The 25,424-nt window shown below is 65.8% G+C and carries 22 protein-coding genes; 14 read left to right on the forward strand and 8 right to left on the reverse strand.

The window, feature by feature from the left end; genetic code table 11:
• Positions 1–21 precede the first annotated feature (21 nt).
• From STE01S_RS08970 to STE01S_RS08990, 5 genes are all read left to right on the forward strand, one after another.
• Complete coding sequence (locus STE01S_RS08970) at positions 22–2,880, forward strand: TonB-dependent receptor (protein ID WP_082813277.1); 2,859 nt, start codon at positions 22–24, stop codon at positions 2,878–2,880.
• A 37-nt stretch (positions 2,881–2,917) separates the two neighbouring features.
• Positions 2,918–3,784, forward strand: coding sequence for an alpha/beta hydrolase (locus STE01S_RS08975; protein ID WP_162928241.1), 867 nt, complete (start codon positions 2,918–2,920; stop codon positions 3,782–3,784).
• An 82-nt stretch (positions 3,785–3,866) separates the two neighbouring features.
• On the forward strand, positions 3,867–4,613 hold the full coding sequence (locus STE01S_RS08980; protein ID WP_062767146.1) for a FadR/GntR family transcriptional regulator: 747 nt from the start codon (positions 3,867–3,869) through the stop codon (positions 4,611–4,613).
• 19 nt (positions 4,614–4,632) lie between these two features.
• On the forward strand, positions 4,633–5,415 hold the full coding sequence (locus STE01S_RS08985) for a hypothetical protein (protein WP_062767148.1): 783 nt from the start codon (positions 4,633–4,635) through the stop codon (positions 5,413–5,415).
• On the forward strand, positions 5,415–6,434 hold the full coding sequence (locus STE01S_RS08990) for a sugar kinase (RefSeq protein WP_062767150.1): 1,020 nt from the start codon (positions 5,415–5,417) through the stop codon (positions 6,432–6,434). Before STE01S_RS08985 ends, STE01S_RS08990 begins: the two co-directional genes overlap by 1 nt.
• Here STE01S_RS08990 and STE01S_RS08995 read toward each other — a convergent pair.
• A complete protein-coding gene (locus STE01S_RS08995) occupies positions 6,431–7,030 on the reverse strand; it encodes a mechanosensitive ion channel domain-containing protein (RefSeq protein WP_062767152.1) in 600 nt (199 codons plus the stop codon). The genes STE01S_RS08990 and STE01S_RS08995 overlap by 4 nt on opposite strands.
• Positions 7,031–7,330: 300 nt before the next feature.
• Between STE01S_RS08995 and STE01S_RS09000 the strand changes: the two genes are divergently transcribed.
• From STE01S_RS09000 to STE01S_RS09015, 4 genes are all read left to right on the forward strand, one after another.
• Positions 7,331–8,638, forward strand: coding sequence for a hypothetical protein (locus tag STE01S_RS09000; protein ID WP_162928242.1), 1,308 nt, complete (start codon positions 7,331–7,333; stop codon positions 8,636–8,638).
• Positions 8,635–9,489: a hypothetical protein gene (locus STE01S_RS09005; protein WP_062767154.1), complete on the forward strand. Its 855-nt coding sequence runs from the start codon at positions 8,635–8,637 to the stop codon at positions 9,487–9,489. Before STE01S_RS09000 ends, STE01S_RS09005 begins: the two co-directional genes overlap by 4 nt.
• Positions 9,490–9,518: 29 nt before the next feature.
• Positions 9,519–10,085 carry a hypothetical protein gene (locus STE01S_RS09010; RefSeq protein ID WP_062767155.1) on the forward strand — a complete coding sequence of 189 codons (567 nt, stop codon included), beginning with the start codon at positions 9,519–9,521 and terminating at the stop codon, positions 10,083–10,085.
• A 63-nt stretch (positions 10,086–10,148) separates the two neighbouring features.
• The gene (locus tag STE01S_RS09015; RefSeq protein WP_062767157.1) at positions 10,149–12,581 is read left to right on the forward strand and encodes a serine/threonine-protein kinase; all 2,433 of its coding nucleotides are present in this window, start codon (positions 10,149–10,151) and stop codon (positions 12,579–12,581) included.
• Here the strand turns inward: STE01S_RS09015 and STE01S_RS09020 are convergent.
• Positions 12,578–13,144 (reverse strand): ECF-type sigma factor, encoded by a 567-nt coding sequence (locus STE01S_RS09020; RefSeq protein WP_003039603.1) that lies wholly within the window; start codon positions 13,142–13,144, stop codon positions 12,578–12,580. The two genes, STE01S_RS09015 and STE01S_RS09020, sit on opposite strands and share 4 nt — an antisense overlap.
• Positions 13,145–13,389: 245 nt before the next feature.
• On the opposite strand from STE01S_RS09020, the gene STE01S_RS09030 reads away from it, so the two are divergent.
• Positions 13,390–15,102, forward strand: a complete 1,713-nt coding sequence (locus STE01S_RS09030; protein ID WP_062767161.1) for a YadA-like family protein — start codon at positions 13,390–13,392, stop codon at positions 15,100–15,102.
• 72 nt (positions 15,103–15,174) lie between these two features.
• On the opposite strand, the gene STE01S_RS09035 is transcribed toward STE01S_RS09030, so the two are convergent.
• From STE01S_RS09035 to STE01S_RS09055, 5 genes are read right to left on the reverse strand one after another with little or no spacing between them, the layout of a single operon-like run.
• Complete coding sequence (locus STE01S_RS09035) at positions 15,175–15,933, reverse strand: thioredoxin domain-containing protein (RefSeq protein ID WP_162928243.1); 759 nt, start codon at positions 15,931–15,933, stop codon at positions 15,175–15,177.
• A 5-nt stretch (positions 15,934–15,938) separates the two neighbouring features.
• Positions 15,939–16,451, reverse strand: coding sequence for a hypothetical protein (locus STE01S_RS09040; RefSeq protein ID WP_058811934.1), 513 nt, complete (start codon positions 16,449–16,451; stop codon positions 15,939–15,941).
• Positions 16,448–17,179 carry a hypothetical protein gene (locus STE01S_RS09045; protein ID WP_062767165.1) on the reverse strand — a complete coding sequence of 244 codons (732 nt, stop codon included), beginning with the start codon at positions 17,177–17,179 and terminating at the stop codon, positions 16,448–16,450. Before STE01S_RS09045 ends, STE01S_RS09040 begins: the two co-directional genes overlap by 4 nt.
• Positions 17,179–18,096 carry a hypothetical protein gene (locus STE01S_RS09050; protein WP_062767167.1) on the reverse strand — a complete coding sequence of 306 codons (918 nt, stop codon included), beginning with the start codon at positions 18,094–18,096 and terminating at the stop codon, positions 17,179–17,181. Before STE01S_RS09050 ends, STE01S_RS09045 begins: the two co-directional genes overlap by 1 nt.
• A 4-nt stretch (positions 18,097–18,100) precedes the next feature.
• Positions 18,101–18,853 (reverse strand): hypothetical protein, encoded by a 753-nt coding sequence (locus STE01S_RS09055; protein ID WP_062767169.1) that lies wholly within the window; start codon positions 18,851–18,853, stop codon positions 18,101–18,103.
• A gap of 175 nt (positions 18,854–19,028) precedes the next feature.
• Here STE01S_RS09055 and STE01S_RS09060 point away from each other — a divergent pair, with 175 nt between their 5' ends.
• The 4 genes from STE01S_RS09060 to STE01S_RS09075 all read left to right on the forward strand — a co-directional run bounded on the left by STE01S_RS09060 (position 19,029) and on the right by STE01S_RS09075 (position 24,955).
• Entirely contained in the window at positions 19,029–21,749 is a 2,721-nt protein-coding gene (locus STE01S_RS09060) for a protein kinase domain-containing protein (protein ID WP_062767171.1), read from the forward strand.
• Between the two features lie 177 nt (positions 21,750–21,926).
• On the forward strand, positions 21,927–23,276 hold the full coding sequence (locus tag STE01S_RS09065) for a hypothetical protein (protein WP_062767172.1): 1,350 nt from the start codon (positions 21,927–21,929) through the stop codon (positions 23,274–23,276).
• A 171-nt stretch (positions 23,277–23,447) separates the two neighbouring features.
• Positions 23,448–24,353 (forward strand): alpha/beta fold hydrolase, encoded by a 906-nt coding sequence (locus STE01S_RS09070; RefSeq protein ID WP_062767174.1) that lies wholly within the window; start codon positions 23,448–23,450, stop codon positions 24,351–24,353.
• 167 nt (positions 24,354–24,520) lie between these two features.
• On the forward strand, positions 24,521–24,955 hold the full coding sequence (locus STE01S_RS09075; protein WP_003039584.1) for a hypothetical protein: 435 nt from the start codon (positions 24,521–24,523) through the stop codon (positions 24,953–24,955).
• On the opposite strand, the gene STE01S_RS09080 is transcribed toward STE01S_RS09075, so the two are convergent.
• A complete protein-coding gene (locus tag STE01S_RS09080; protein WP_003039582.1) occupies positions 24,938–25,390 on the reverse strand; it encodes a response regulator transcription factor in 453 nt (150 codons plus the stop codon). The genes STE01S_RS09075 and STE01S_RS09080 overlap by 18 nt on opposite strands.
• Positions 25,391–25,424 lie beyond the last annotated feature (34 nt).

The following is a 25,424-nucleotide window of genomic DNA, read 5'->3' on the forward strand; positions in this document are numbered from 1 at the left end:
GATATTCGAGGGAGAGACGGCGTGAAGGTTCAGCAGCAGGTCGATAATCGTGCGCTTCGCGCGGCTTTGCTGGCGGGGGTCGGGCCGCTGCTGCTGCTTGCCGCCCCGGCGGCGGCGCAGGATGCGACCGGTTCTGCTGAAGGCGCGGCGACCGATGATGATGCGATCGTCGTCACCGGCATCCGCGAGACGATCCAGAATTCGATCAGCGTAAAGCGCCGCGAGACGGCGATCGTCGACGCGCTGTCGGCGGACGATATCGGCGACTTGCCGGCGCTGTCGGTGGGGCAGGCGATCCAGACGATCACCGGTGCGACGACGCACCGCGAAAAGGGCGATGCCTCCGAAATCGCGCTTCGCGGCCTTGGCCCTTTCCTGTCCAACGCAACCTTCAACGGCCGCGATGCGACCAATGGCAGCGGTGACCGTTCGGTGAACTTCAATCAGTTTCCGTCGGAACTCGTCAACAATATCAAGATCTACAAGACCCAGCAGGCCAATCTGGTCGAAGGCGGCGTTGCGGGCACGATCGAGATCGGTACGCTGCGTCCGCTCGATTTCGGCAAGCGTCGCATCCAGGGGGAAATCAAGGGGCAATATAATCCCTATGGCAACCGGATCGTCGGATCGGGTGGCACCGGCTGGCGCGGCACGCTGAGCTATGTCGATCAGTTCGCGAACGACACGATCGGCATCTCGATCGGCTTTCAGCGCAACGACACGAACAACCCCGAAGAAACCTATGCAGCGAGCACGACGTGGAGCGCATGCCGCGCCGACATCGTGGTGACGAACAATAATTGCACCGAACTCGCTCGCGAGGATTATGGCAGCGACATTCCCTATTATCTGGTCCCGAACAGCTATATTTTCCGCCAGATCAGCGAGACCGACCAGCGCGATGCCGCTTTCGGTGCTATCCAGTGGCGCCCGTCGGACCGGATCAACGTCAATCTCGACGTCCAATATTCGGACCGCACATATGTCGAGAGCCGGCGCGATCTGACGCTGTCCGAAGCGCGGCGCAGTCTCGTCAACGTCGAATATGACGCCAACGGTATCGTTCGCCACCTGGAGGGCCAGAGTTCTCTCGAATCCAATGGGTCCGAACTTTCGCGGTCGGAAGAATATCTGGGTGGCGGCCTGTCGGTCGAGTGGAAGCCGAACGACCGGCTGACGTTGACTGCCGACGGCAGCTATTCGCGGACGATCCGCAAGGAAATCGAGCGCAACTTCCGCCTCCGCACCGATCCGACCGACGTCAACGGCGTGCGTACCGTCTTCAACAATATGCGCATTCCCTACACGTATGACCTTGCGCCGGGCAGCTTCGTCCCGACGATCACGATCGATCCGCGCTTCGATCTCGACAACCACGACCTCTTCTGGGACGATGCCCGCTTCCGCCGCGACGAGGCCAAGCGCCGCAACGAGATTGTCGCCGGGCGCGTCGACGCGATTTATGAAATGGACGGCTTTTTGCGGAGCATTTCGGCGGGTGCGCGCTGGGCGCGGCTGACCTACCGCGACTATGATGTCCGCAACGGCGACTTCAACCAGAATCCGGCCCGGACCGAGGATCAGCGGATCAACAATCTCTGCCGTCAGGCCTTTCCGCAGCGCGATTATCTCACCGCCGCCGACGGCAATGACATTCATAGCTGGGCGACCTTCGACGTCGACTGCCTGTTCCGCGAATATCTCGGCACCGAAGATCCCGGGCTTCCCGACGATATCCGTTCGGTCGCGAACCGCGACGTCACCGAACGCACGCTCGCGGGCTATGTGATGGCCGAATATGAAGGCGACCTCGGCAATCTTCCGGTTCGGGGCAATTTCGGCGTTCGCGTGGTCAAAACCGATGTGACCTCGAACGGGCTGCGCAGCGACCTGGTTATCGTCGACAATGGCGACGGCACCATTCGCCTCGACGACAGCGGCGAGTTCGACACGGTCACGATCAAGAGCGGGACGACGCGCATCCTGCCCAGCGTCAACGCGATTTTCGAGGTCGCGCCAAACATGCTGCTGCGTCTCGCCGGCTACCGCGCGATGTCGCGCCCGGCACCCAGCGCGCTTGGTGCCGGGCGGACCTTCACGCTCGAGGATGGCGGTAGCTTTACCTCGGTCCAGGATGCGATCGAAAATGCGCGCGCAAACGGTAGCCCGCGCCTCAAGCCGCTGATGTCCTGGAATGCCGATGCGGCGATCGAATGGTATCCGAACAAGGATAGCCTGTTGTCGGCGACCGTCTATTACAAGAAGTTCACCGGCGGCTTTCAGCCGGTGGTCTATGACGAAAGCTTCACCGTCGACGGGCAGGACGTGACCGTTCCGGTGATCCAGACGCGCAACAGCCCCGACAAGTCGCGCATCTACGGCATCGAACTGACCGCTGCGACGCGCTTCAGCTTCCTGCCCAAGCCGCTCGACGGTCTGGGGGCAAAGGTCAGCTATAATTATGCCGACGCCAATTTCGAAAATCAGGATGTTCGCCTCGGCGACGTCTATGATCCCGAAACCGAAACGGTGTCGCCGGGGTTGATCGCGCCGGCCGGTCTGTCAGGCTATTCGAAGCACGTCCTTTCGGCGCAGGCCTATTATGAAATCGGCCCCGTATCGCTGCAGGCAATCTATAATTACCGGTCGAAATATTATCAGGACTTCGTCGGCGGCAACAGCCAGCTGCGCTACGTCGGGCCCAGCGAAACCGTCGATTTCCGCGCCTCGCTGGCGCTGATGCGGGGGGTTTCGCTGCGCTTCGAGGCGATCAATATCTTCAACGAACCGAAGGCGACCTACATGCCGGTCTATGGCAGCAGCCGCCAATATCATTATTACGGGTCGAAATATTTCATCGGCATCCGGGCGCGGATCTAGCTTGTCCCGCCGGCTTGTCCTCTCCGGCATCGCCGCGATGGCGGCGCTCCTGGCACCGGGAGCGTCGGCCACGGATGAAATCGCGCCCGGTCGCGTCGTCAAGGACGCTGTTTACCGCACGGTGGGTGGCAGGCCGCTGCGTCTCGACCTCTATGTTCATCCAGCCGTCCGCAAGAAGCCGGGCCCGGTCCTCATCCATTTCCACGGTGGCGGCTGGGCCCGCGGCGCGCGCCCCGAAAGCTGGACCGGCTTCCGCCCCTATGTCGCCGCCGGCTTTTCGGTGGTTACGGTCGAATATCGCCTCGCCGGCGCGGCGCGGGCACCGGCGGCGGTCGAGGACGCGCGCTGCGCGCTCCACTGGGTCGACGCCAACGCCGAGCGCTATGGCTTCGACCGCGCCCGGATCGTCGTCTCGGGCACGTCGGCGGGTGCGCATCTGGCTTTGATGGTCGGGCTGCTGCCTGACGAAAATGCCATCGATCCTGCCGAATGTCGCGGCGCGGGCCGCGCTGCGGCGGTCGTTGATCTTTATGGTCCGACCGATCTGACAGCGACGAAGGACGCTTCGGGCGCGCGCCACGCTACGGTTGCAAACTGGATCGGGGAGGGGGATGGGGCCGATAGGATGGCGCGCCGCATGTCGCCGATTGCCTGGCTTCGCAGCGATGTTCCGCCGGTCTTTATCGGCCATGGCGATGCCGACCCTGTGGTTCCGGTGGCCCAGTCGATCGACCTCAAGCGGCGGCTCGATGAACTCGCGGTTCCGGCCGACCTCTTCATCGTACCCGGCGGGGGGCACGGGAAATTCGATGCGGACAGCCAGCGGATGATGACGGCGCGTGCTTTGGCCTTCCTCTGCGGCCGCCGCATTCCCGACCCGCGCGCGTGCGCCGAGAAAAACTGAAACGGCGGACGGTGATGGGCTTCAAACTTGTCCTACCTGATTGTATAGACTTCCTGACATTGGAGCGGGGAGTATATTGACGATGGCCGAACGCCGCCTTTTCGAAGAGATTGCCGATACGATCCGCCGCCTCATTCACGACGGAACCTATCCGCCGGGAACCCGCCTCCCCGGCGAACGCGAATTGTCCGAACAGTTCGAGGTCAGCCGCGTGACGATCCGCGAAGCCGAGATTGCGCTGCAGGCAACCGGGTGGATTCACATCCGGACGGGCGCGGGTGCCTATGTCGCGACGCCGCTTCCCGACGACAATTCGATCCTGCCCAAGGTCAGCGCGTTCGAACTGACCGAAGCGCGCTCGCTGTTCGAAGCGGAGGCGGCGGCGCTGGCCGCCCCGACGATCTCGGCCGAAACGCTGGCGAAGCTCGACGAACTGCTCGCGGCAATGGCCGACGATGGCAAGAGCGAAGAGGAAGTAAGCGCGATCGACCGCGAATTTCACATGACGATTGCCGCGGCGTCGAACAACAAGGCAATTATCCACGTCATTGAACGACTGTGGCGGATGCGTCTGGAACTGCCCGAGGTCAAACAGAGTCACTCGCTCGTCTGCCGCAAGGATGGCAGCGCGCGGCAGGCCGAACATGCCGATGTGGTCGAGGCCTTGCGCCGCCGTGACGCTGCGGGCGCACGGCTCGCGATGCGCCGGCACTTCAATCGCCTGCTCGAATCGATGCTCGACGAAACCGAAGAGCGCGCGCTCGACGAACTGCGCCGCCGGGCAGCCGAAAGCCGCGAGCGTTATCTGCTGAGCGCGAAGCTCGCCTGACGATGGGACGCCCGCCCGGATGACCGTTGAACTTCGCGCCGACGATGGGACGGCTTCCCTTGCAAATGCCCGCCGGCGCGGGACGGCGCTGCCGGCTTTTCCGCAGCCGCTCCCCGCGTCACTCGACGAAGCCTATGCCATGCAGAACCGGATTCTGATGTCCTTGGACATGCCGGCGCTGGGCTGGAAAGTCGGCCGTATCCCTGCGCCTATGGTAGCCACGCTGGGCGCCGAGCGTCTCGCTGGGCCGGTTCTGCGCTGCACTACGCTCACGGTATCGCCGGGGGAGGCCCGGGTCTTTCGCGGCGGTGCGGGGGCGATCGAAGCCGAGGTGATGTTGCGGCTCGACGCGGTGCCCGACCATATACCGCCCGCCGATCGCGTGCTCGACTATATCGGCGAGATTCGCGCAGGGTTCGAAGTGGCCAGTTCGCCCGCGCCCGACGTGCATGATCATGCGCCTTGGTCGATCGTCGCTGACCTCGGCATCAACAATGGACTGTTGCTGGGGCCATTGCTCGACCGGGGCATATTCGACCAGCTCGACGTCGAAACGATGGTCGCAGGAACGGTGGTCGGCCGCGGGCGCGCGCGCGATGTCCTCGACGGGCCGCTGGGATCGGTGCGCTTCCTGATCGAGCAGCATCTGAAGGGGCGTATCGCCCTCGAGCCGGGGCAATGGCTGTCGGCGGGCGCGATAACGGGCGTACACCCGATCCGCGTCGGCGAAACCGCACATGCGACCTTCGGCTCGGCGATCGCCATTGGCTGCACCGCGATAGCCGAAACCGGACTGGAATAATGACAGCAAAACCCTTTACCGTCGCCTGCTTCGGCGAAATCGTGATGCGCGTGTCGGTGCCGGATGGTGAAATGCCCTTGCAATCGCCGCGCTTCGACGCTTTTGTCGGCGGGGCCGAGGCCAATGTCGCCGTGGCGCTTGCATCGCACGGCTTGGCAGTCCGCATGATCAGCGCCTTGCCCCGGGGCCCCATCGGCGACGCGGCAATCCACGCGGTTCGCGCGCACGGGGTCGACACGACCCGCGTCGAACGGCGCGAGGGACGGATGGGCCTTTATTATCATATCCCCGGCGGACCCGTACGGCCGGCAGAGGTGCTGTATGACCGGGCCGATTCTGCCTTCGCGGCGATGGCGGCAAGCGACTGGAATTGGGCCGAACTGCTCGCCGGCGCCGACTGGCTGCACCTTTCCGGCGTGACCCCCGCGCTGGGCCCGCAATCGGCGGAGGCCGCCCTGGCGGCGGTGGAGGCGGCGAGTGCGGCGGGCATCGGCGTCTCTTTCGACGGCAATTGGCGCGGCCGCCTGTGGGAGAAATGGAGCGACGATCCGGGCGCGATCCTCCGCCGGATTGTGGGCAGGGCGAGCATCCTGTTCGGCAACCATCGCGACGCATCCCTGCTTCTGGGCCGCGAGTTTTCGGGCGACGGAGAAAGTCGCCGCCGGGCTGCCGCACTGGCGCTTCTCGAAGAATATCCGTCGCTTCGCTATGTCGCTTCGACGGCGCGGCGTATCGTCGGCGCGACCGATCACCGCATCGCGGCCCGGGTGGACGCCCGCGACTGTTTCGCAGCGACCCCTGAAATCCGGATCGAACCCATCCGGGACCGCGTCGGCACGGGCGATGCGTTTGCCGCGGGCGTTCTCGATGCGATCTGGCAAGGCGGCGGGGCAAAAGGCGCGGCGCGGTCGGGCCTCATCCTATCGGCGCTGAAACATGGCGTGCGAGGCGATTTTGCGCCTTTTCCCCGCGCGGTGACGGACGCGACGCTTTTCGAGGTGTCCGACGTCGTGCGCTAAAGCCGCCGGCTGCGCGTCGTCGCATCGGCTGCGGGGCGCGGCGGCAGCTTGATCATCGTCTGCTGCGCCATGGTGCTGTTGGCGATGATGATTTCGCGGCCGTCGTCGGTCTTCAGCAGAGTGAAGCCGAGCGAGATATCTTCGACCGTCCCGATGTCGCACTCATCCTTCGTCGGTGCCGCGACTTGCAACCGGTCGCCGCGCCGGAACGGTTTGTAGAGGACCAGGCTGACCCCGGCGACAAGATTGCCCAGCGTCTGCTGCGCAGCGAAGCCGATGATTACCGACATCAGCCCGACGCCCGCCAGCAGCGCCGAACTCAGGCGATTGAGGGCGGGGATGATATGCGCAAAAAGCGTCGCGAGGATCAGCCATATCGCGAGGATTGCGAGCCGACTGAGGAATTGCAGCGTGATCTCGTCGATACGCTCGGACTTGTCGTGAACCAGCGCATCCCGGAGCAGGCGGCGCACGAGCCCCGAGCCGATCAGCCCTGCAAAGAGGAAAATCACGCCGAGGATCAGCGCGCCCGACAGCGTGGCCGGGTCGAACAGGCGCAGAAGCGGTCCGATCGCGGCCGTCACGAGCCCGCCCATGCTCGCGCGCCACGGCGAATTGCGGCCATGCCGCTGTCTGTCGTCATTCTATCCTCCCCGCAGGTCGACAAGCCTGACCCACCGGACAAATCCTACGCCTTATCGCCGCGTCGGCAAGGGCCTAACCCGTGGGCTTCCGATGATGAAACGTCCCGTGGCAGCGGAAGGGCGCGCGGGCCGGGCATCGATCTCGCCAGCCTGTGTCCGCTTTTGCATCGCCGTCTCGTCTAACGGATTGTCGGATCGCTGCGCATGCCCTTTGCCGCCGGTCCGACAAGAGGACGGGATGGGAGGAAGACGATGCAGAACTGGGTAAGGCCGGGTTATTGGACCGCATTGGCATTGGTTGCCGCGCTTGGTTCGGCGCCCGAATGCCGCGCACAATTCGCCGCAGCGAGCGAGCCACCCGAAGATGAATCGGCGCAGGCGAGCTCTCCGAACGGGCCGGTGGTGGCGCCGCGCCGGGCAAGCGGCGTCCCCACCGTCGCGGCACCGCCGACTACGATATTGCAAGGCTCCGATCGTGCTGCGCGCGCGGGGAGCGGGCAGACGCCGGAGCTTTCCGCAGATTTGGACGCACGCGATGGCAATCGGGATGCCGCAGCCTTGGGCAACGGGTCGGGTCGGGCTTTGCGGGGCGTCGGCGGACAGCGCAGCGGGGCCGCGGGCGCCTCCCAATCCCGTCTTGGCGGCACCGGCGCGGCGTCGGCCGCCGACGTCGAGCGTGGCTATGACCGTGCGGTCGTCATGCCCGATAATGGCAATGGCGGCCCTGCCGGCGGTTCCGGCCTCAATTCTGCCGGCGACGGCAATTTGGGGGCCAGCGCTGGTCTGCTGAATTCGGTGGCCGGGCTGGGCGGCAACAGCAACGGCGGCAGCGGCGGCAACTCGGCGCAGGGCGGCACCAATTCGGGCAGCACCGGGATCGAAGGCGCACTCAACTCCTTCGGCGGCGCAAGCGGCGGTCGGTCCGAAAACGCCAATGGCAACGGCAACCGGCGCTCGAACGGCGGTCCCGCCGAAAACGGAAATGCAGGCGGCGGCCGCGACAGCGCCGGCGGATCGGCAAGAAACCTGCCTGCGCGCGGAAACTCGGCGGGATCGGGATCGGACAGGTCGGGCGATCGAAACCAGAATGAGACGCCCGCAAACAACTCAGGACGCGAAGCCCCGAACAGCCAGAAGGACAAGTCGGGAGCCGATGGCGAAGATCGTTCGGCGCGCAACGACAGCAATGCCAACGACAATGGCGGGTCGGATCGGAGCAACCGGGACGCGCCCCCCGAAGGCAATTCGGATGGCGCGCCCAAGGCCGGCGCCCCCGATCGGCCCGAAGAAGAAGGCTGGTCGGCGGGTAGCGACCCGGTTGGCCGGGCGGCGGCGCGGCGGCGCTTCGGCGATCTGGGCGCGGCTGCGGCGGGGCGTGATTTGCTGGGTGAGAAACGCGACGCGGAAGCGGTCGATGCGGAGGAAGGCCTGCGCCGGATCGGCGACCGGGTCGACCCGCTGACCGGCGCCGTGGGCATCGAGGCGCCCGTCGCCGGCGGCGTTTCGCCGCTGCTGCGCGCGGTCGTCGAAACCGCAAAGAAAAGGAAGCAGAAGAAATGAAATATCTCGGAACGATGATTGTCGCGCTCGCGCTCGCCGCACCGGCGGCGGCGCAAACCGGTCCCGCGACCGACCTGTTCGCCTTTTCGCAAGGGGCGCGGTTGGTGCAGGTTCCGGACGACGCCGAATTTACGGCGATGGACAGCAGCCCGTTCAACCTGATCGACGGATCGGCGACGACCGACTGGACGGGCGAAGCGGGGCGGCCCGCCGTGTTCGTGCTCGAACTGGCGGAGCGAACCGAATTGTCGCGCGTCGCCTTTGACACCGCCTTCCTCAATCGCGACGAAAAGTCACCGCGCGCGATCCGCGTCGAACTGTCCGACACGTCGGCGCGCAGTGGTTTCGTGCCTATCCTGGCGGCCGATCTGAAGATGAAGAAGGATGGTCAGAGCTTCGGCTTCGACCCTGAGCATCGCCCGGTCGGTCGCTGGGTGCGGCTGACGATCGCGAGCAATTATGGCGACGATTATACCGGCCTCACCGGCTTTCACGGCTATGGCCGCCGGCTCACCGCCACCGCGACGCTGCCCGATGTCACCGGACGCTATGAAGGATGGAGCGGCTGGGGCACGCTCAACCTTACGCAGAGCGGCGATACGGTAACCGGCTGTTACGAATATCAGGCGGGACGCGTTACCGGCCACATCGACGGCCGGGTGTTGACGCTCGACATGGTGGAGACGGGCCCCGACGGCGCGCCGCGGCGGTTGCGCGGTTATTTCGGGCTGACGCCTGACGGCGGCAAGCTGATCGGCTTCGCGCGCGGCCTCACCGAGGCCGACCGCCTTGGCTATGCGACCTATATGAGCGCGGACCGGCGGGCGAACCGCCCCGGCGCGTGCCGCTGACATCATTTGCGAACGAAAGGATTTTGGGGATGAGCAGATCGATCATGCTGGCTGTCGTCGCGGCGTCGCTGACGCTTGCAGGATGTGGCGACGAAGCGGCGGACAAGGGCAATGGCGCGGGTACGGCTTCGTCGGCTGCGGCGAAGAGCGGGACGGCCCCGCCGCGCGACTGGAATGCCGCCGACGCCTGCGCCGTGGTCGACAAGGCGGCGATGTCGGCGATCCTTGGACAGGCGGTCACCGAAACGCGGCTCGGCAATGTCAGCCAAAGCGACGGCGCGACCGCGGTCACCTCCGAATGCAGCTATCAGCTTGCCGATGGCGGTTCGGCCACCCTGATGCTGCGCTGGTTGCCGATCGGCGACAATAGCGAAGGATCGATCAACCTAACCCGAAATGGCCTGGAGCAGACGCTCAAGGGTTTCGGCGGTCATGTCGAGACGATCGACGGGCTCGGCAAGGCGGCCTTTTGGGCTGGGATGACCAAATCGCTCAATGTCTTCATCGGCGAGGATAAATTCGCGATCATCACGGTACCGGCCAGCGAAGCGTCCAGGGAACAGGCCGTGGCGCTCGCACGCAAACTTGGTGCTTGACGACCACCGCGCGGCGGTGCTGCTTCGTACCGAAGCGTGATGATGCGTCGGGGGAGGGGCGATATGGTGCGGCAGCCGAGCCGGTCCGAATGGAGCCATATTCAGGCGCTGTTCGCCGAATTGATCGATCTCGACCCCGCGGCGCAGGAGCACCGGCTGGCGGCGGAGGACGACTTCATTGGCGGGCAGTTGCGGGCGTTGCTCGCCGCGTCGCGCCATTCGGGGATATTGGACGGCGCGGCGCCGTCGTCGTTCGAAACCGCACCGCGCCGCGCGTACAGCTCGCTTTCCGAAGGCGCCGTCATCGGCGGCTTCACCATCGACCGCCTGATCGGGCGCGGCGGGATGGGCGAGGTCTATGCCGCGCATCGCAGCGACAGGATGTTCGACCAGCAGGTGGCGATCAAACTGCTGCGCCCCGAATCGGTTGCGCACAGCGAGTTGTTCGACCGCGAACGCCGCCTGCTCGCCGGGCTTGAGCATCCGGGGATTGCGCGGCTGATCGACGGCGGTGTCGCCCCCGACGGGCGGCCCTATATGGCGATGGAATATGTGACCGGCGAGCCGATCGACGCGTGGTGCCGGACCCATGACGCCGATCTGGCGACGCGATTGCGGCTGTTCTGCGACGTCTGCGAGGCGGTGGCCTATGCGCACGGCCACCTGATCGTCCACCGTGACCTCAAGCCGTCGAACATATTGGTCGACGGCGACGGCCGCGTGCGGCTGCTCGATTTCGGCATCGCGCGCTTTGTGGAGATCGAAGGCGAGAGCGAGGCGCAAACCACGATCGCGCTGATGACCCCCGATTATGCGGCGCCCGAACAGCTCGGAAATGCCGCCCCGACCGTTGCCACCGACGTCTATGCGCTGGGCGTATTGTTGTTCGAGTTGCTTACCGGTCGCAGCCCGTGGCGCGAGCCGGGGTCGGCGCTGCCGTCGGTGATCCGGCGTATCCTGAACGAAGACCCGCCCCTGCCCAGCGCGCTCGTGCCGCCCGGCTATCCCTTCGGGCGGCGCGAGGTGGCGGGCGATCTCGACGCGATCGTGCTCAAGGCGATGCGCCGCGCGCCGCAGGATCGCTATCGCGGCGTCGGCGATCTGGTCGACGATGTCCGGAGCCATATGGCGCTGCGCCCCGTCGCGGCGCGCTCGGGTTCGGCGGGCTATACGGTCGGGCGCTACCTGCGCCGGCACCGCGTCGCGACGGCGGCGGCAGCCGCCGCGCTCCTTGCCATTGTGGCAGGCGGCGGTGCGGCGGCGTGGCAGGCCCGCCAGACGGCGATTGAGCGCGACGTCGCCTTGGCGGAAGCGCGGCGATCGGAATCGATCAACCGCATGCTGACCGTCATGTTCCGCGACACCGCCAGCAGCGCGGTGGGCGAAGAGGCAACGGTCAAACAGATGCTCGATCAGACGGCGGCGCAGCTTGTCGCATCGGTCGACAGGAGCGCCAAATCGGCAACGCTGATTACGACGCTCGCCGATCTGTACGTCAATCTGGAGGACGCGGCGGGCGCCGACGCGCTGCTCAGTCAGGCGCTTGCGCGCGGGATCGGCGCGGGCGATCCGGTGGCGACTGCGGAAATCAAGCTTCGCCTCGCCTCGACCGCTGCCGCAATGGGGCGGACTGACGACATGGCGCCGCTACTCGATTCGGCCGATGCCGTCTTTGCCGCAGACCCGGCGCGTTTCCGCAAGGAACGCCTTGAAAGCATGAGCGGCCGGGCGCAGCTCGCCCGGCGCAAGGGCGATTACGACACCGCGATCCGGCTGTTGCAATCGAGCCTGCCCGACGCCGACCGCGTTTATGCCGAGGATCATCGCGAACTGCTGACGCGCTACAACAACCTGCTCGTCTATATGGTCGAGGCGAACCGGCTCGATGCGATGCCCGCGGTCTTTGCCGCCGCCGACGCGGCGCTGGCGCGGACGGGGCAACAGGGCAGTGCACAGGGGCTGGCGATCGAGCAATTGAAGGGCGTGCGGCTGATGAAGCTCGACCGGCTGGCCGAGGCCGAGCGCCTGTTCCGCGGCGTCGCCGACCGGCGCCGCGCGGTGTTCGGCAAATCGGCGGCGTTGGCGGTCGATCTGTTGCAACTGGGGCGCGCCGAACTGGCGCTGGGGAAATTCGCCGCGGCTCGCGACGTTCTTGGCGAAGCGCGGCCGATGGCGGTCGACAATCTTGGCCCCGATGCGGTGCCGACGCTCGTCATCACGCTGGGGCTTGCCGAAGCTCTGGCCGAGGCGGGCGACACCGAACGGGCCGAAGCGCTGATTGGCGAAGCCGCGCCGCGGATCGCCGCCATGGGGCCGGTCGGCCTGCCGCAGGGCATTGCGGCGCGGACGCGGGCGATCATCCGTCTGAAACAGGGGCGGATCGCCGAGGCGCGGCGCGAGGCCGACGCATCGGAACAGATATTCCGGACGCTCGGTGCGCCGGGCGAATCCTACCTCAAATCCTTCGCCGCGTTGCGCCGGCGCTTGACCAGCTAGCCCGCGTCCATTTCCTTGTGCACCCAGGCCCGCGCCTGGAGCCACCAGCGGCGCACCGTCCGGTCGCTGACGCCCAGGACTTTTGCCGTCTCCTCCTCGGTCATCCCGGCGAAGAAGCGGCAGTCGATCAGTTGCGCGAGATTGGGGTCGAGGCGCGCTAGCCGTTGCAACGCCTCACCCAGCCGCACGACATCCTCGTCCTCGGGCGCCGCCGCGGCGAGCGAATCGAGGCTTTCGGTAAAGGCATAGTCGCCCGCGCCACGCTTCGCCGTCATGCGGGCGCGCGCGGCGTCGATCAAGATGTGGCGGATGGCGGTCGCCGCGCAGCCGAGGAAGTGGCGTTCGCTTTCCCAGTCGTTGCGTTTGCTCAGTTTCAGATAGGCTTCCGAAACCAGCGCCGTCGTTTGCAGTGTCTGTCCGCCGCCCGCGCGATAATGTTCGCGGCGCGCGATGATCTTGAGTTCGTCATACAGCGTGGCGATGAGCGCGTCGGCGTCGCCGTCGATGCTGCCCGCACGACCCGGTTCCTCGTTGATCGCCCATCTCCCCGCATGACGCGCCATGTGGCACGCACCCTAGATGCCTGATTTATTTGCGGTCGGCGAGATAATTTCCGCTTTTTCGGAGGCGAAGCCTGTCCGGATCGGGCGACCATTCCCGTCTTTCCAAATGCTGCACCCGCGGCGCCGCGTTCGGCGGCGTCGACGAGGTGACCGCAAACAAGGCGCCACCAAAGGTCGTCGCGAGGGGTCGCCCGGAAACCGATCGGCATTGCGCCGATCCATAAGGAAAGATCGATATGAAACGCATGATCACCCTCATTGGCGCGACCGCGCCCCTTGCGATCCTTGCTGGCGTCGGCGCCGCGCCGAACGCTTATGCACAGGCGACCGTCCCGTGCGTTCAGAACGCTGGCGCCGATGGCATTCTCGGCACGCCCGACGACCCCGAAAATACGCTGGAGTGCGGGCTTGGCGCCGAAGCTTCGGCGCCGGGCGCCACCGCTTATGGAAGCGGGGCCAAGGCGACGGCCAACGAAGCCATGGCGGTCGGCTTCATCGCCGCTGCCGAAGAAACGCGCTCGACCGCCGTCGGCACGGGCAGCAGCGCGACCGCGGACCAGTCGGTTGCGCTGGGCTGGGGATCGGTCGCGGACCGCGGCGCGACCGTATCGGTCGGCAACGCCGGCCTCCAGCGCCAGATCACCAATGTCGCGGCGGGGACGCTGGTGTCCGACGCCGTCAATGTGGGGCAATTGAACACCGCCATGGGTGCCGCGGCGCTGACCGCGATCGCCAACTCGGCGGTGCGCAGCGGCACCAGCGGCGATAGCAGCCTGCAAAGCGACGGCAGCACCGCAAGCGGCAATGGCGCCGTCGCGCTGGGACAGGGACAGACTGCCACCGGCAACGGCGCCGTCGCGATCGGCGATCCGAATGTCGCGACCGGGACCGGCGCTGTAGCGATCGGCGCCGACAATCAGGCGATCGGCGACGGCGCTGTCGCCTTGGGCAACGCCTCCAACGCCTTTGGCTTGTCGGCCATCGCCATCGGCAACAATGCGAATGCGCTGGCCGATGGCAGCATCGCCATTGGTCGTGACACGATCGCGTCGCCGGCATCGGTGGCGATCGGCGCCAACGCCGCGGCAGGCGGGCAAAATGCGACCGCAGTCGGTCGCGACAGCCTTGCCAGCGGCCTTGCAAGCGCCGCTTTCGGCCAGGGCGCGGCTGCCGGGGGCGATTTCTCGACTGCCACGGGCTATGGCGCGCGCGCAATCAAGGAGGGTGACACGGCGACGGGGTCCGGGGCTTTCGCCAATGGCGGCTATTCGGTCGCCTTGGGCGTGAACAGTCAGACCACCGCCCTCGGGGCGACGGCACTGGGCGTGAACGCGAAAGCCTCGGGGGCGGACTCGGTTGCGATCGGCTCCAGTTCGGTCGCCGATGAAGCCAACACCGTGTCGGTCGGCTCGGCGGGCTTTCAGCGGCGTATCGTGAACGTCGCGGCGGGCACCGCGGCGACCGATGCGGCGAACGTCGGTCAGGTCCAGACGGTCGCGACCGCCGCTGCGGCGGCGCAGACCACCGCCGATGCCGCCGTGTCGCAGAATATGGTGCAGGACAGCCAGATTGCGGCGATTCAGACGGTGAACAATGTGCAGGACAATCGGCTGATGTCGCTGGAAAGCATGGCCGGAACCGCGCTTCCCGCGCTCCAGTCGCTGGCCGCGACGCACAGTGCGCAGATCAGCGATCTTTATGCGATCACCGATCGCGACCGCCGCGACGCACAGCGCGGAACCGCCGCCGCGGTTGCGCTTGTCCCCGCGCCGATGCCGTCGGAACCGGGCAAGACAAGCTACACCTTCAACCTCGCCACCTTCCGCGGCGAACAGGCGGTGGGCGCGTCAATCGCGCACCGGTTCGGTACCGACAACCCCTTCGCCTTCACGGCAGGCGTGTCCTATGCAGGCAGCCGCAATACGGCGGCCCGTGTCGGCATCGCCGGCGAATTCTAGCTTGGCACGGGCGGGAGGGGGCGGTCCGAAGCGCGCACCCTCCTGCCGCCTCGTCTGCGCTGGGCCCCGACCCTAAAAGGCGATGCCCTGGCGGGACAGCGTTGCCAGCTTTTGCTTCACGAAGGCGGGGTTGGGCGACGCGACGATCGTGCCGTCGGCGAACAGCGCCGTCGGCTTGGATCCCCCGAACATGCCGCTCAACGTCTCGAAATAGCGACGGTCGTAGCGACAGCTTCGCGAGGCCCGCGGCGGGAGGGCGCCGGTGCCGATGGCGCGCCGCCAGGTCGCGGCGCGATCGGGACTGCACCAGATGTCGGGCAGGAAGGGTTTGTTCGCGGTTCCGATCGTGCTGGGTATGATGGCATAGCGCGTCCCGGCGGCGGCAAGGGCGGCCTCCAGCTTCTTCGAAAAGGGGCAGTCATAGGCGGACAGAAGCAGCATGCGGAGCGGGCCGTTTCCGCCCTGCTGGATCAGATCCGAATAGCGGATCTGGTCGCGCCAGCGCAGCACCAGTGCGCCCCATTCGGACCCCGAAAGCGGCGCCCCCGTGTCGCCGTGCTGCGCGCCGAGCTTGCCGTTGTTGAAGCTGTATTCGCCATCGCGCGTCACCAGTATCGGCGCGGTTTCGCGCGGCGAATAGGGGATGGGGCGATCGATCTGATATAATCCCGCAAAGGGTGTCGCGACAAAGCGTTCATTATAGAGACGCTGCAGCGTTTCGATGTCGGCGCGCTGCGTCGCGGCGGGCGATGCAGTTTCCGCGGCCGCCGGCGCGGTCGCGGTCAGCATGGCGCAAAGGCCGGCGAGGGTCAGGACGGCAATTTGGCGCATAAGGATCATCCCTGCGAATAGCGGAAATGGGGAGGGCAGGCGGGATATTGGCGCTTGCTGTTGCGCACGGGCTGGAAGCCGGGGATGCAGCGGCTCATGTTCGGCATGAGAGCGGCGTTGTAGCGGCCGTCCGACTGGAACACCCAGAAGTTGAGGAAATGATCGCTCGGCGGATTGAAAAACAGATAGTTACGGATCGTCTTTGCGTCGCCATAGGACTGCCCCGGCGCCAGCGTGATACTGCCGTGATCGCTGACGCGCCCCGCATAACCATCGGTCTGGCTGACCAGCACGACGCTGACTTCGCGTCCGCATTTGTTGACGAACCGGAAGTAGACGAGTTTCTGGTCGGGGCTCTTGTGCCCCGGCTTGGCGATCGTCTGGTGACTCCATTCGACACAGCCGCTCGTCTGGCCGCCGCTTTCGAGCGTCGCCGCAACGCCCGATTGCTGCGCCGATGCCGGTTCCGCAACCATAAGCAGCAGCGCGCCGAAGGCGATGCAAAGGCCGCGGCTCATGGCTGCACCGTCACGGTTTCGCGGGCGATCCGGCTATATTCGGAAGGCTCCAGATCGAACCCGACAACCTCGGCCTCGATCGTGCCGCCGTTGCCGCTGGGTCGCGAAGCGACGAGGCGGGCCCGGATGACGAGGCCGAGATTGCCGAGCCAGCTGTCGGCCTTGAGCGCCGCAGCCTTGTCGGCGGACATTTTCCATACGCGCGCCTTGTCCGCGTTGCGGAACTTGAGCGCGATCTGCATCGCGCCGTCGCGGAAGGGATAGAAGGCGTCGGGCGCGAAGGCACCTAGCGGGATGCCGCCGAGGCCGGGGTCATAGTCTTTCGGATCGGCGCGGGTGCGCAGGGTGACGCAGCGGACGTCCTTGATCGCATTCCACTGCGTATCGACCTGCGCGTTCGCGCGCTTCCATGCTTCCTCGGCACCGAGGCCCCGGTCGAGGCCGGACAATGCCTCGTCCGCCCATTTTTCGCGCGGCGGGGCAAGGCCGGTCATCGCATAATAGATGATCGCCCAGTCACGATCGGTAAGGTCGTCGGTGTAGCTGTCGCATTTTGCCGGCGGTGCGGCGGCAGGTTGGGCGGGCTGGGCAGCAGTGGTCACCGGCTGGCTGGAAGCCGAAGTCGCGGTGCCTGCGTCCGTGCCGCCCGCGGCCTGCTTGTCGCCGCACCCGCTTGTGGTGAGCGTGATGCAAAGCGCCGCGGCCGATGTCAGAAATATCCGGCGCATCAGAATTTGCCTCCCTGGTTGGCGCCGGCATCGGCGGCTTGCGACGCGCGATAGGCATCGCGCTCTTGCGGGAAGCGGTTGACCTCATAATCATAATAGGCGGCGGCATCGATCATCGCGACACGAACACCCTGCGCCAGTTGCGGATTGCCATAGGCCGGCTCGATCATCGCGACGATGGTCAGCCCGCAGTCGGGGCGCCAGTTCATCTGCGTCCCGTAGATCGATATGCCGGCACTGCATTCGCGCAGCTTTTCGCGGTCGAATTCGGGTAGCGGCTTGCCATCGGGGCCGCGCAGCCAGAACATCTCGCCGCGATCGCCGGTGAGCGATGGTTTGCCATATTTCTGTTCAAGCGCCGCCTGCTGCGAAGCGATCGTCGGCTCGCCGCCCTTTTGGAAGGGCTGGGTCAGCCACAATGCATAAAGCTTCTCCTGCCCCGGCATACCGTCGGCATAGAGGCTCCATTCGGCATCGACCTGTTCCAGCCGGTTGCGTGGGTCATAGTTCAGCACGTCGGTCGAGTTCCACCGCGCCTTGTGCCGGCCCGTGGCGACGCGCACGAAGCTGCGGATCTTGAGGCCGGCCTGATCGCGCGACAGTTGCGGACCGTCCCCTTCGAGGAGGATGCTGTCCGCTTCCTTGCCGTCCGGGCATTGGACGAAGCGGACTGCGGTATCGAGCGGGACCCCGAGCCGGAGGCCGCGCAGGTCATCGACCGCGCTTCCTTCGGGGCGCGGCGGTATCATGGTGCCGCCGCAATCGACCTCGATCTTCTTGCCATAATAGGTCATCGCACCCGACGGACCTTCGCCCGCGGCCAGGTCGCGCGTTTCAGACGGCTTGGGATCGCCGCCCCCGCAGCCAGCGAGCGACAAAGCGGCGGCGGCAACCAGAAATTTCGTGGCATGGGGCATCGTGTCAGTCCTTTGCGAGCGGGTTGCGCAATTTTCCGAGTCCGGCGGCAATCAGCGCCGCGCCGGCGAGCAGCAGCAGCCATGTGCCGATGCCAAGGCTGATCCCGTCGGCCATCCGGTCGCGGACGAAATCGGGGACCATCGACAGAATCGCCGAACGGAGCATGACGACCATCAGGGCCGCGACGATCGATGCGGCGCCGGTGACCAGCATGGGCAGCCGTTCGGACTTGCCGGACCATGCGGCCCAGATCAGCCACAGCGCGGTGAGCGGTGCGGCGAAGCGCAGGATGAGCAGCGTCTGGACGGTATCGAAGCCCGATTTGCCGCCGCCGAGCATTTCCTGCGCCGCCGCAACGCGGCCCAGATCGTCCATCGCATTGCCAAGGCCGATCAGCGTCGCGCTCTGGACCGGTGAGGTGAGCGCGGAGAGGAAGCAGGCAAGGAGGACGAGAAGCGCCAGCGGAACCGCAAGCGAGCGGGTCATCAACGCGGCGATCCGCGCGCCTTGTTCGGACTCGGTCAGTGCGCCCAGGTCGGCCCCGATCGTACCGAGGGCGGCTATGGCTGAGCCGCCGACGGGATAGATTTCGCGCGCGCCGCCGTTTTCGCTTTCGAAGTCGACAACGAGCCCGGGCGCCGGCGCCTTGTCGCCGCCGCGCCAATCGGCGCGATCGAATTTGTGGCGCGTGCCATCGTCCGCCGATATCGCGCCCTTGCCGGTCGCCTCATCGAACCCGAGTATCTTTCCCTTCATATACCGCCCCCGAAAAAGGCCGGCGGACAATCCCGTGGGACCGCGCACCGGACGCTTGAAAAGCGGAAGCACCTGCGAAGGATGCCTCGCGTAATGGAACGGCTATTCCGGTGCATCCTCAAAGTCTTGAAGCCGCTCTAAAGAATTTCTAAAGTCGGCCGGACAGGGGGTCGCCATGACGCAATCAAGCTCTTCCCGACGGAGGCGCAGGCTCTGGAAGTTCGCGGGGGCGGAGTTCGACGAAGCCAGCTGGACGCTGCGCGTCGATGGTCATGCCGTAACGCTTGAGGGCAAGCCGCTCGAAGTGCTGCACGAGCTGCTTCTGCGCGCGGGCGAGGTCGTGACGAAGGATGAAATCTTCGATGCGGTGTGGCCGGGCGTCACCGTGGTCGAGGGGTCGCTGACCACGGCCATATCGAAATTGCGCAAGGCGCTCGGCGAAACGCACGAGCAGATTGTCGAGACGGTGCCGCGGGTCGGATACAAGCTCGCCGCGCCGGTTGCGATCGAAAGCGTCGAGTCTCCGCTGGCGCCGCGCTTTGCTTTTGCGGCCGGCGACGCGGTGCCCGGCCGCCGGCAATGGCGGCTGGTCGAAGCGCTCGGCGACAGCGGCGCCGAAGACGTCTGGCTGGCGCGCCATGACAAGACCGGCGAGACGCGCGTATTCAAATTCGCCGACGCGCCCGACCGGCTGCGCAGCCTGAAACGCGAAGCGGCGCTGACCCGCCTGCTCTTTGCCGGACTCGGCAAATCGGCTCCGCTTCCCGCGCTGCTCGAATGGAATTTCGAGGCGTCGCCCTTCTTCCTCGAATATAGCTATGGCGGCCGCGACCTGACGGCGTGGGCGTCCGAGCGGGGCGGGCTGGCGGAGATTGCGGTCGAGACGCGTATCGCGGTCGCGGCGATGATCGCGCGCGCGGTTGCGCGGATGCACGATCTGGGCGTCCTCCATAAGGACCTGAAGCCCGCGAATATCCTGATCGCGACCGAGGACGGCGGCGAAACGATCCGGCTGGCCGATTTCGGCAGCGGGCGCCTTCTCGACGATAGTGTGCTCGCCAGTTTTCAGATTACCGATCCGGGATCGCTCGACCCCGATCTCGCGCGCGACGAGCCGCGTTCGGGAACGCTTGCCTATCGTGCGCCCGAGCTGACCGGCGATGCGATGCCGACGGCGAAAAGCGATATCTATGCGCTGGGGATGATCCTCTATCAGCTCGTGGCCGGCGATTTTTCGGCTTCACTGGCGCCCGGTTGGGAAGGCCGGATCGCCGATCCCGTCCTGCGCTCGGACATTTTGGCCGCGGCCGAGGGCGATCCGGCGCTCCGCTTGGCCAGCGCCGCCGATCTCGCCGACCGGCTCGAGACGATCGACCGTCGGCGAGCCGACGCATCGGCGGCGGCGCGGCGGGCGGCCGCCGCCGAAGAAGCGCGACGGGCCGAGGAAAAACAGGCCGCGCGCCGTCCGTGGATCCGCGCCGCCATCGCGAGCCTCGCGGGCGGCTTTATCGCGTCGAGCGCGCTCGCTGCCTATGCCTGGCATCAGCGCGGTGCGGCACTGGAAGCACGCGATCAGGCCGAGACCAGCTATGCCTTCATCGCCGAAGATGTGCTGTCCAGCCCCGATCCGGCGAAGTCGAGCACCGACGAAACGGTCATCGAGGCAATGAAGCGCGCGAGCGCGAATATCGACGCGCGTTATGCCCGCTCGCCGGGCACCGCCGCGCGGCTCCATCTCGCGGTCGCCCGCGCCTTTTATCAGCGCAGCGATTTCGACACCGCCCGCGCCGAATATGCGCGCGCCGCCACGCTGTTCGGCAAGGCCGGGGAAGCCGACAGCGAGGATGCCGTCCTGGGCCGGCTCGGCAGCATCCATATGGACGCAACCTCGGGCCAGCCGGGGCGGTTGGAGGCGGCGGGCGCCGCCATCGCCAAAGAGCAAAAGGCGCTCGGCGACCGGGCGAAAAGCGGGCGTATCGGCTTCGCGCTGGCGCAGTCGGAGGGGGCTTATGCCTACACCGCCGACATCGAGCGGGCCGAGCGCGCGATCCGCCGCGCGGTGGCGATCGGTTCGGCGCCGGGGTCGCGCGTTTCGCCGACGCAATTGCTGAAAGCGCGGTCTTCGCTGGCGCTGGTGATGCTGCGCGAGGGCAAGGTGAAAGAGGCGGAACCCGTGGCGCGTGCCATCGTCGCCGACTCGACCCGGATACGGGGGGCGGATAATCCGGATACGCTGGTGACGCGGCAACACTGGGTGACGGCGCTGTCGATGCTCGGCGAACATGAACGCGCGCTGCGCGAAAGCGGTCCGCTGCTCGCCGCGCTCGAACGGCGCTTCGGTCCCGATCATCGCTTCACGCTGGCGATGCATTCGACGCGGTTCGAAAGCCTTGCCGCCCTCGGACGCTATGACGAGGCCGCGGTGGAAGCGAAGCGCGTTTGGGAGGGGGCGGCCACGCAGGCCGGATCGCTGTCGCATCAGGCGCTTGTCGGCCAGAATGATTATGCGTCGGCGCTCTGCCAGACGAACCGACGCCGCGATGCCTTACCCATCCTGGCGGATGCGGCGGCAAAGGCCCGCCAGGCGTTCGGCGCCGATTACGGCCTGACCCATACGATTCAATTCTATCTGGGCGAGTGCGAGCTTGCGAACCACCGGTTCGCCGAAGCGCAGCGCAGCTTTTCGCTTGTCGATGCGACCAAGGTTGCCGAATTGACCGGGCGGGCCGATTTCGCCGCGACACTGGCCGCGGCACGGGCCGAGACGATGCTGGGGCTGGGCGACCGCGCCAAGGCCGGCACGCTGCTCGATACGGCGGAGGCTGCAGCAAAAGCTTCGGAGGATGCCGAACTCAAACAGCGGTTGCAGCGGCTGCGCGCCCAATTGCGCGGGTAAGGCGGAAGCGCAGGCGGTCCGGGCTTGAGATAATCTTTAGAACGGCGTGAAGACTTTGCGGCATCGCGCTCGCTAGCTCTCCGATTAAACCCGGCGGACGGGCCGGATCGGTAGAGAGGGAGCGATCATGCGGGCACAGTCAGGCCATCGGTGCGTTATGACGGCGGAGGGGCGCCCATGATCCGCCCGTTGATGACGGCATCATCGATGCTGCTGCCGCTGCTCGCGCTGGTCCAGTCGCAACCGGCGGCGCCGCCAAAGGTCTGGCCGCGCGAGGTGCAGGCCCTCTATGACAGCCTGAAACAGGAATGCCGGGCCGATGGCGGCAAATTCATTCCCGATCGCGCGCATTTCGCGGTCGAGACCGAGGTGACGGGCGACGGCAAGCCCGACTGGGTGGTCGATTACAGCAGTGCGCGATGCTCCAACGCGGGCTATTCGGCCTATTGCGGCACTGCCGGGTGCATGATTGCCATCTTCGGGTCCGATCGCAACGGCTATCGCGAAATCTTCAACGACAATGTCCGGGACTGGCAGGCGGTGAAGCTCGACGGAAAGGGGCGCACCGGGCTGGGCCTTTCGGTTCACGGGACGGTGTGCGGAAGCGTCGGGGCGGATATGTGCCTGGAAGTCCTCCGGTGGGATGGACGCAAATGGGCGGTGGTCGAACGGCGCCGCGGCACCGATGCCGACCTGTCGGCGTCAACCGGCGAAGACGCCGGGCCGCCGCCCGCCCTTCACAGCGCGCGCTGGCAAGTCGCGGGAAGCGGTGCCGGCACCGTCGCCGCGGTAACGGGACATCCCGAATTCACCGCGGTGGGGCTTCGTTGCCAACCGGGCGGCGGCATGGCGATGACGATCGCGCCGGCCAAGGGGCTGCGCCTGCCCCCGCCGGGCAAGCCCCTGCTGATCGGCTTTCGAAGCGCCGGCGAAGGCAGCGAGGCGACGCAAAGCCTGAACCCCGAAGCCGGAAAGCCCGATTTCAGCGGCGCGCTCGATCCCGTGGCGCGTGGCCTGCTGATGGGCGCCGACAGCGACCTTTCCCTATATGCAAGCTATGACGGCGGCGATGAATGGACCGAATTGACGGCGCTTTCGCTTGCCGGATCGACGGCGGCGATCCGATCGCTCGAGAAACAATGTCCGCGCGGCGCTGCGGCCAATGCGGAGGGACCGGCGGGTCCGGGCCAGTCGCGCATTCTGCCGCTGCCGGTCGGCTATTATGTCGATGCGCGCATGTCGACCTGCGAAAAGCCCTTCGCCGACATCGCTATCTATCTGGCCGAGGACCGGATCGTCCAGCGTGGGAGCAGCTGCAAGTTCACCAGCCTGAAGATGACTAGCACAAACGCCTTTCGGCAAACCGAGAGTTGCCCCGACATCGATGGACGTCCGATGCCCGCCACGCAGGATTACAGGATCACCGGACCGCAATCGTTCGAGCTTGTCGGCTTCGGGGACGCGTGGACCTTCTGCTCTGCCAATCGCTTACCGGCCAAGGCAAAATTTTACCGGGCAGGGAAATAGGCGGCTTCCGTCGATCTGCGAAACGTCGGGCGGCGCAGCCCATGCAAACTAGTACATCATCGGATTCGTCTCGCAGAGCAGTCGCCTCTAATCCGCGCGTCGGGGCGTAGCGCGTATCGACCAGCGGGTCGGCACGGCAGCGCACGGACGAGGCGACATATGTTGAAATGGATGGCCGCAAGGCTCGACACGATTGGTTCCGGCAAGCGGGCCCAGGCCTTCCGTGAAGGTTGGCCTTCCCGAACGCGGGAAGACATTGCCTTTGTCGAGGCGGGCGGTGTCACCTTCCGGTACCGCGCGGCAGGGTATGGGCGCCCCATCATATTTGCCGCCGATCCGCCGGTGACGCTCGAGGCCTATGATCGGCTTTTGGAAATATACAGCGCGGACTTCCGGGCGATCGTGTTCGAACTGCCCGCAATGGGCTTTTCGGTCCCCGGGTTCTGGCAGGATTTCCGTTTCTTTCAGGCGAATGATACGATCGCGGAGTTCATCCGGCTGATCGCAGAGGAACCGGCGATACTTGCCTTTTCGTGCGTTTCCGGCTTGGGCGCGCTCGATATTGCGGGCCGATACCCGTCCCGCGTCTCGCACCTCATCCAGATACAGACCCCGAGTTGGCCCGAAGCGATACGCTGGAAGATGGCGCGCGATCCGAAGAATATCTTGGCAAAGCCATTTCTCGGCCAGATCGCGATGCGGAAACTGGCGCTTGCGCGCGCGCCGCTTTGGCTGAAGCTCGCCGTGGGCCAGCAGGAGGCTCTGACCGGTCTCTGTGGATGCGCGACAGATGCGCTGCATCACGGCGGGGCCTGGGCGATGGCGACGGCCTTTCAGAACTATTTGCCTGACAAGGAGCCCGCAATGAAACGGGTGAGCCAGCCCGCGCTCGCCATTTGGGGCAACAGCGACGGCTCGCACCGCGCAACCGATCGGCAATCGAGCCTCTGGCTATGCGACCATCCAGCTAGCCGCATCGCTGAATATGAGGATCTTGGTCACTTCCCCGAGCTTGAAGATGTCGAACGCATATATGCCGAAATCAGGGCTTTCGTAGCCGATACTTCGGCGGATTAGCGTCCCGGTAGCGGTGGAACCGGAAAAGCATCGCCGTTTTCCAAACCGGCGAGACGCCTTCGGAGGACGCTGCTTCATATCTGGGGTCTGTCCGTTCGGGCAGCGACGTCAACAATGCCGTTCTTCCCAGCACTTCGCTGGTCGAAGACAGGAGGGGCCAATCCAATATGCAAAACGGACAACAGCCATCTTTCCCGCTGATCGCCACGTGGCGGATCAATGTCATTCGCCTCGTATTCCTGTTGATGGCGGGCTTCATGGGCAGCTTCGTCTGGTACCGGCTCATCTTCGAATCCGCGGACATTCCGGTTCAGCAGGGTCTGGCCCGATCGATGTTGGGGGCGCTCGCGCTCCTTAGCCTGCTCGGCGTGCGATATCCGATCCAGATGCTGCCTTTGATGATCTATGAGGTTGCGTGGAAGACGATCTGGCTTCTGCTGATCGCCTTTCGGGCTTGGCTGGCGGGCAAATGGACGCAAGATATCGAAGCGCTTTTCCAGGACTGTATCGGGATCGTGCTCGCCTATATCTTCATGCCGTGGCGCTATGTCTGGGCGCGCTACGTGATCCAGCCCATGGAGCCGCTACGTCGGCCGAAATAATCGCGCGCGCAGATAGTCGCCAAGCTCCTGACGGGACGAAAGGCCGAGGAGCAGCAACATCCGCGACAAATGGTTGCGGACGGTAAAATGCGAAATGCCGAGTTCGCGGCCGATGCCTTTGTTCGACAGGCCGCGCATGACGCCCAGGGCAATTTCGAATTGCCTTTGCGTTAGACCGTCCCGCAGTCCTTTCATGTCCGGTTCGCCTGACCAGTTTGCGGAATAGGCGTCGGCATCGGCATGGTCGTCGATTTCGACGCAGGCTGACGCCAGCGCCCGAATCTGCGCGATCGCCTGCCCGTCGTCGGCGACCACAATGAGCAGTTTGGAATTCTCCTTGGCGCGGAGCGCGTCGCGGAGCGACGCCGCGTGCGGGCTTTCGAAAGGCGTATTTCGGTCGCGCACGAATTCGCCTCGCTTGTCGAGCGCGCTCATCGGCCTTGCTCGGGCATAACGGCGTGGCTCTGTA

Origin of the sequence: Sphingopyxis terrae subsp. terrae NBRC 15098 (genome assembly GCF_001598815.1) — a bacterium.
Taxonomy (GTDB): Bacteria; Pseudomonadota; Alphaproteobacteria; order Sphingomonadales; family Sphingomonadaceae; genus Sphingopyxis; species Sphingopyxis terrae.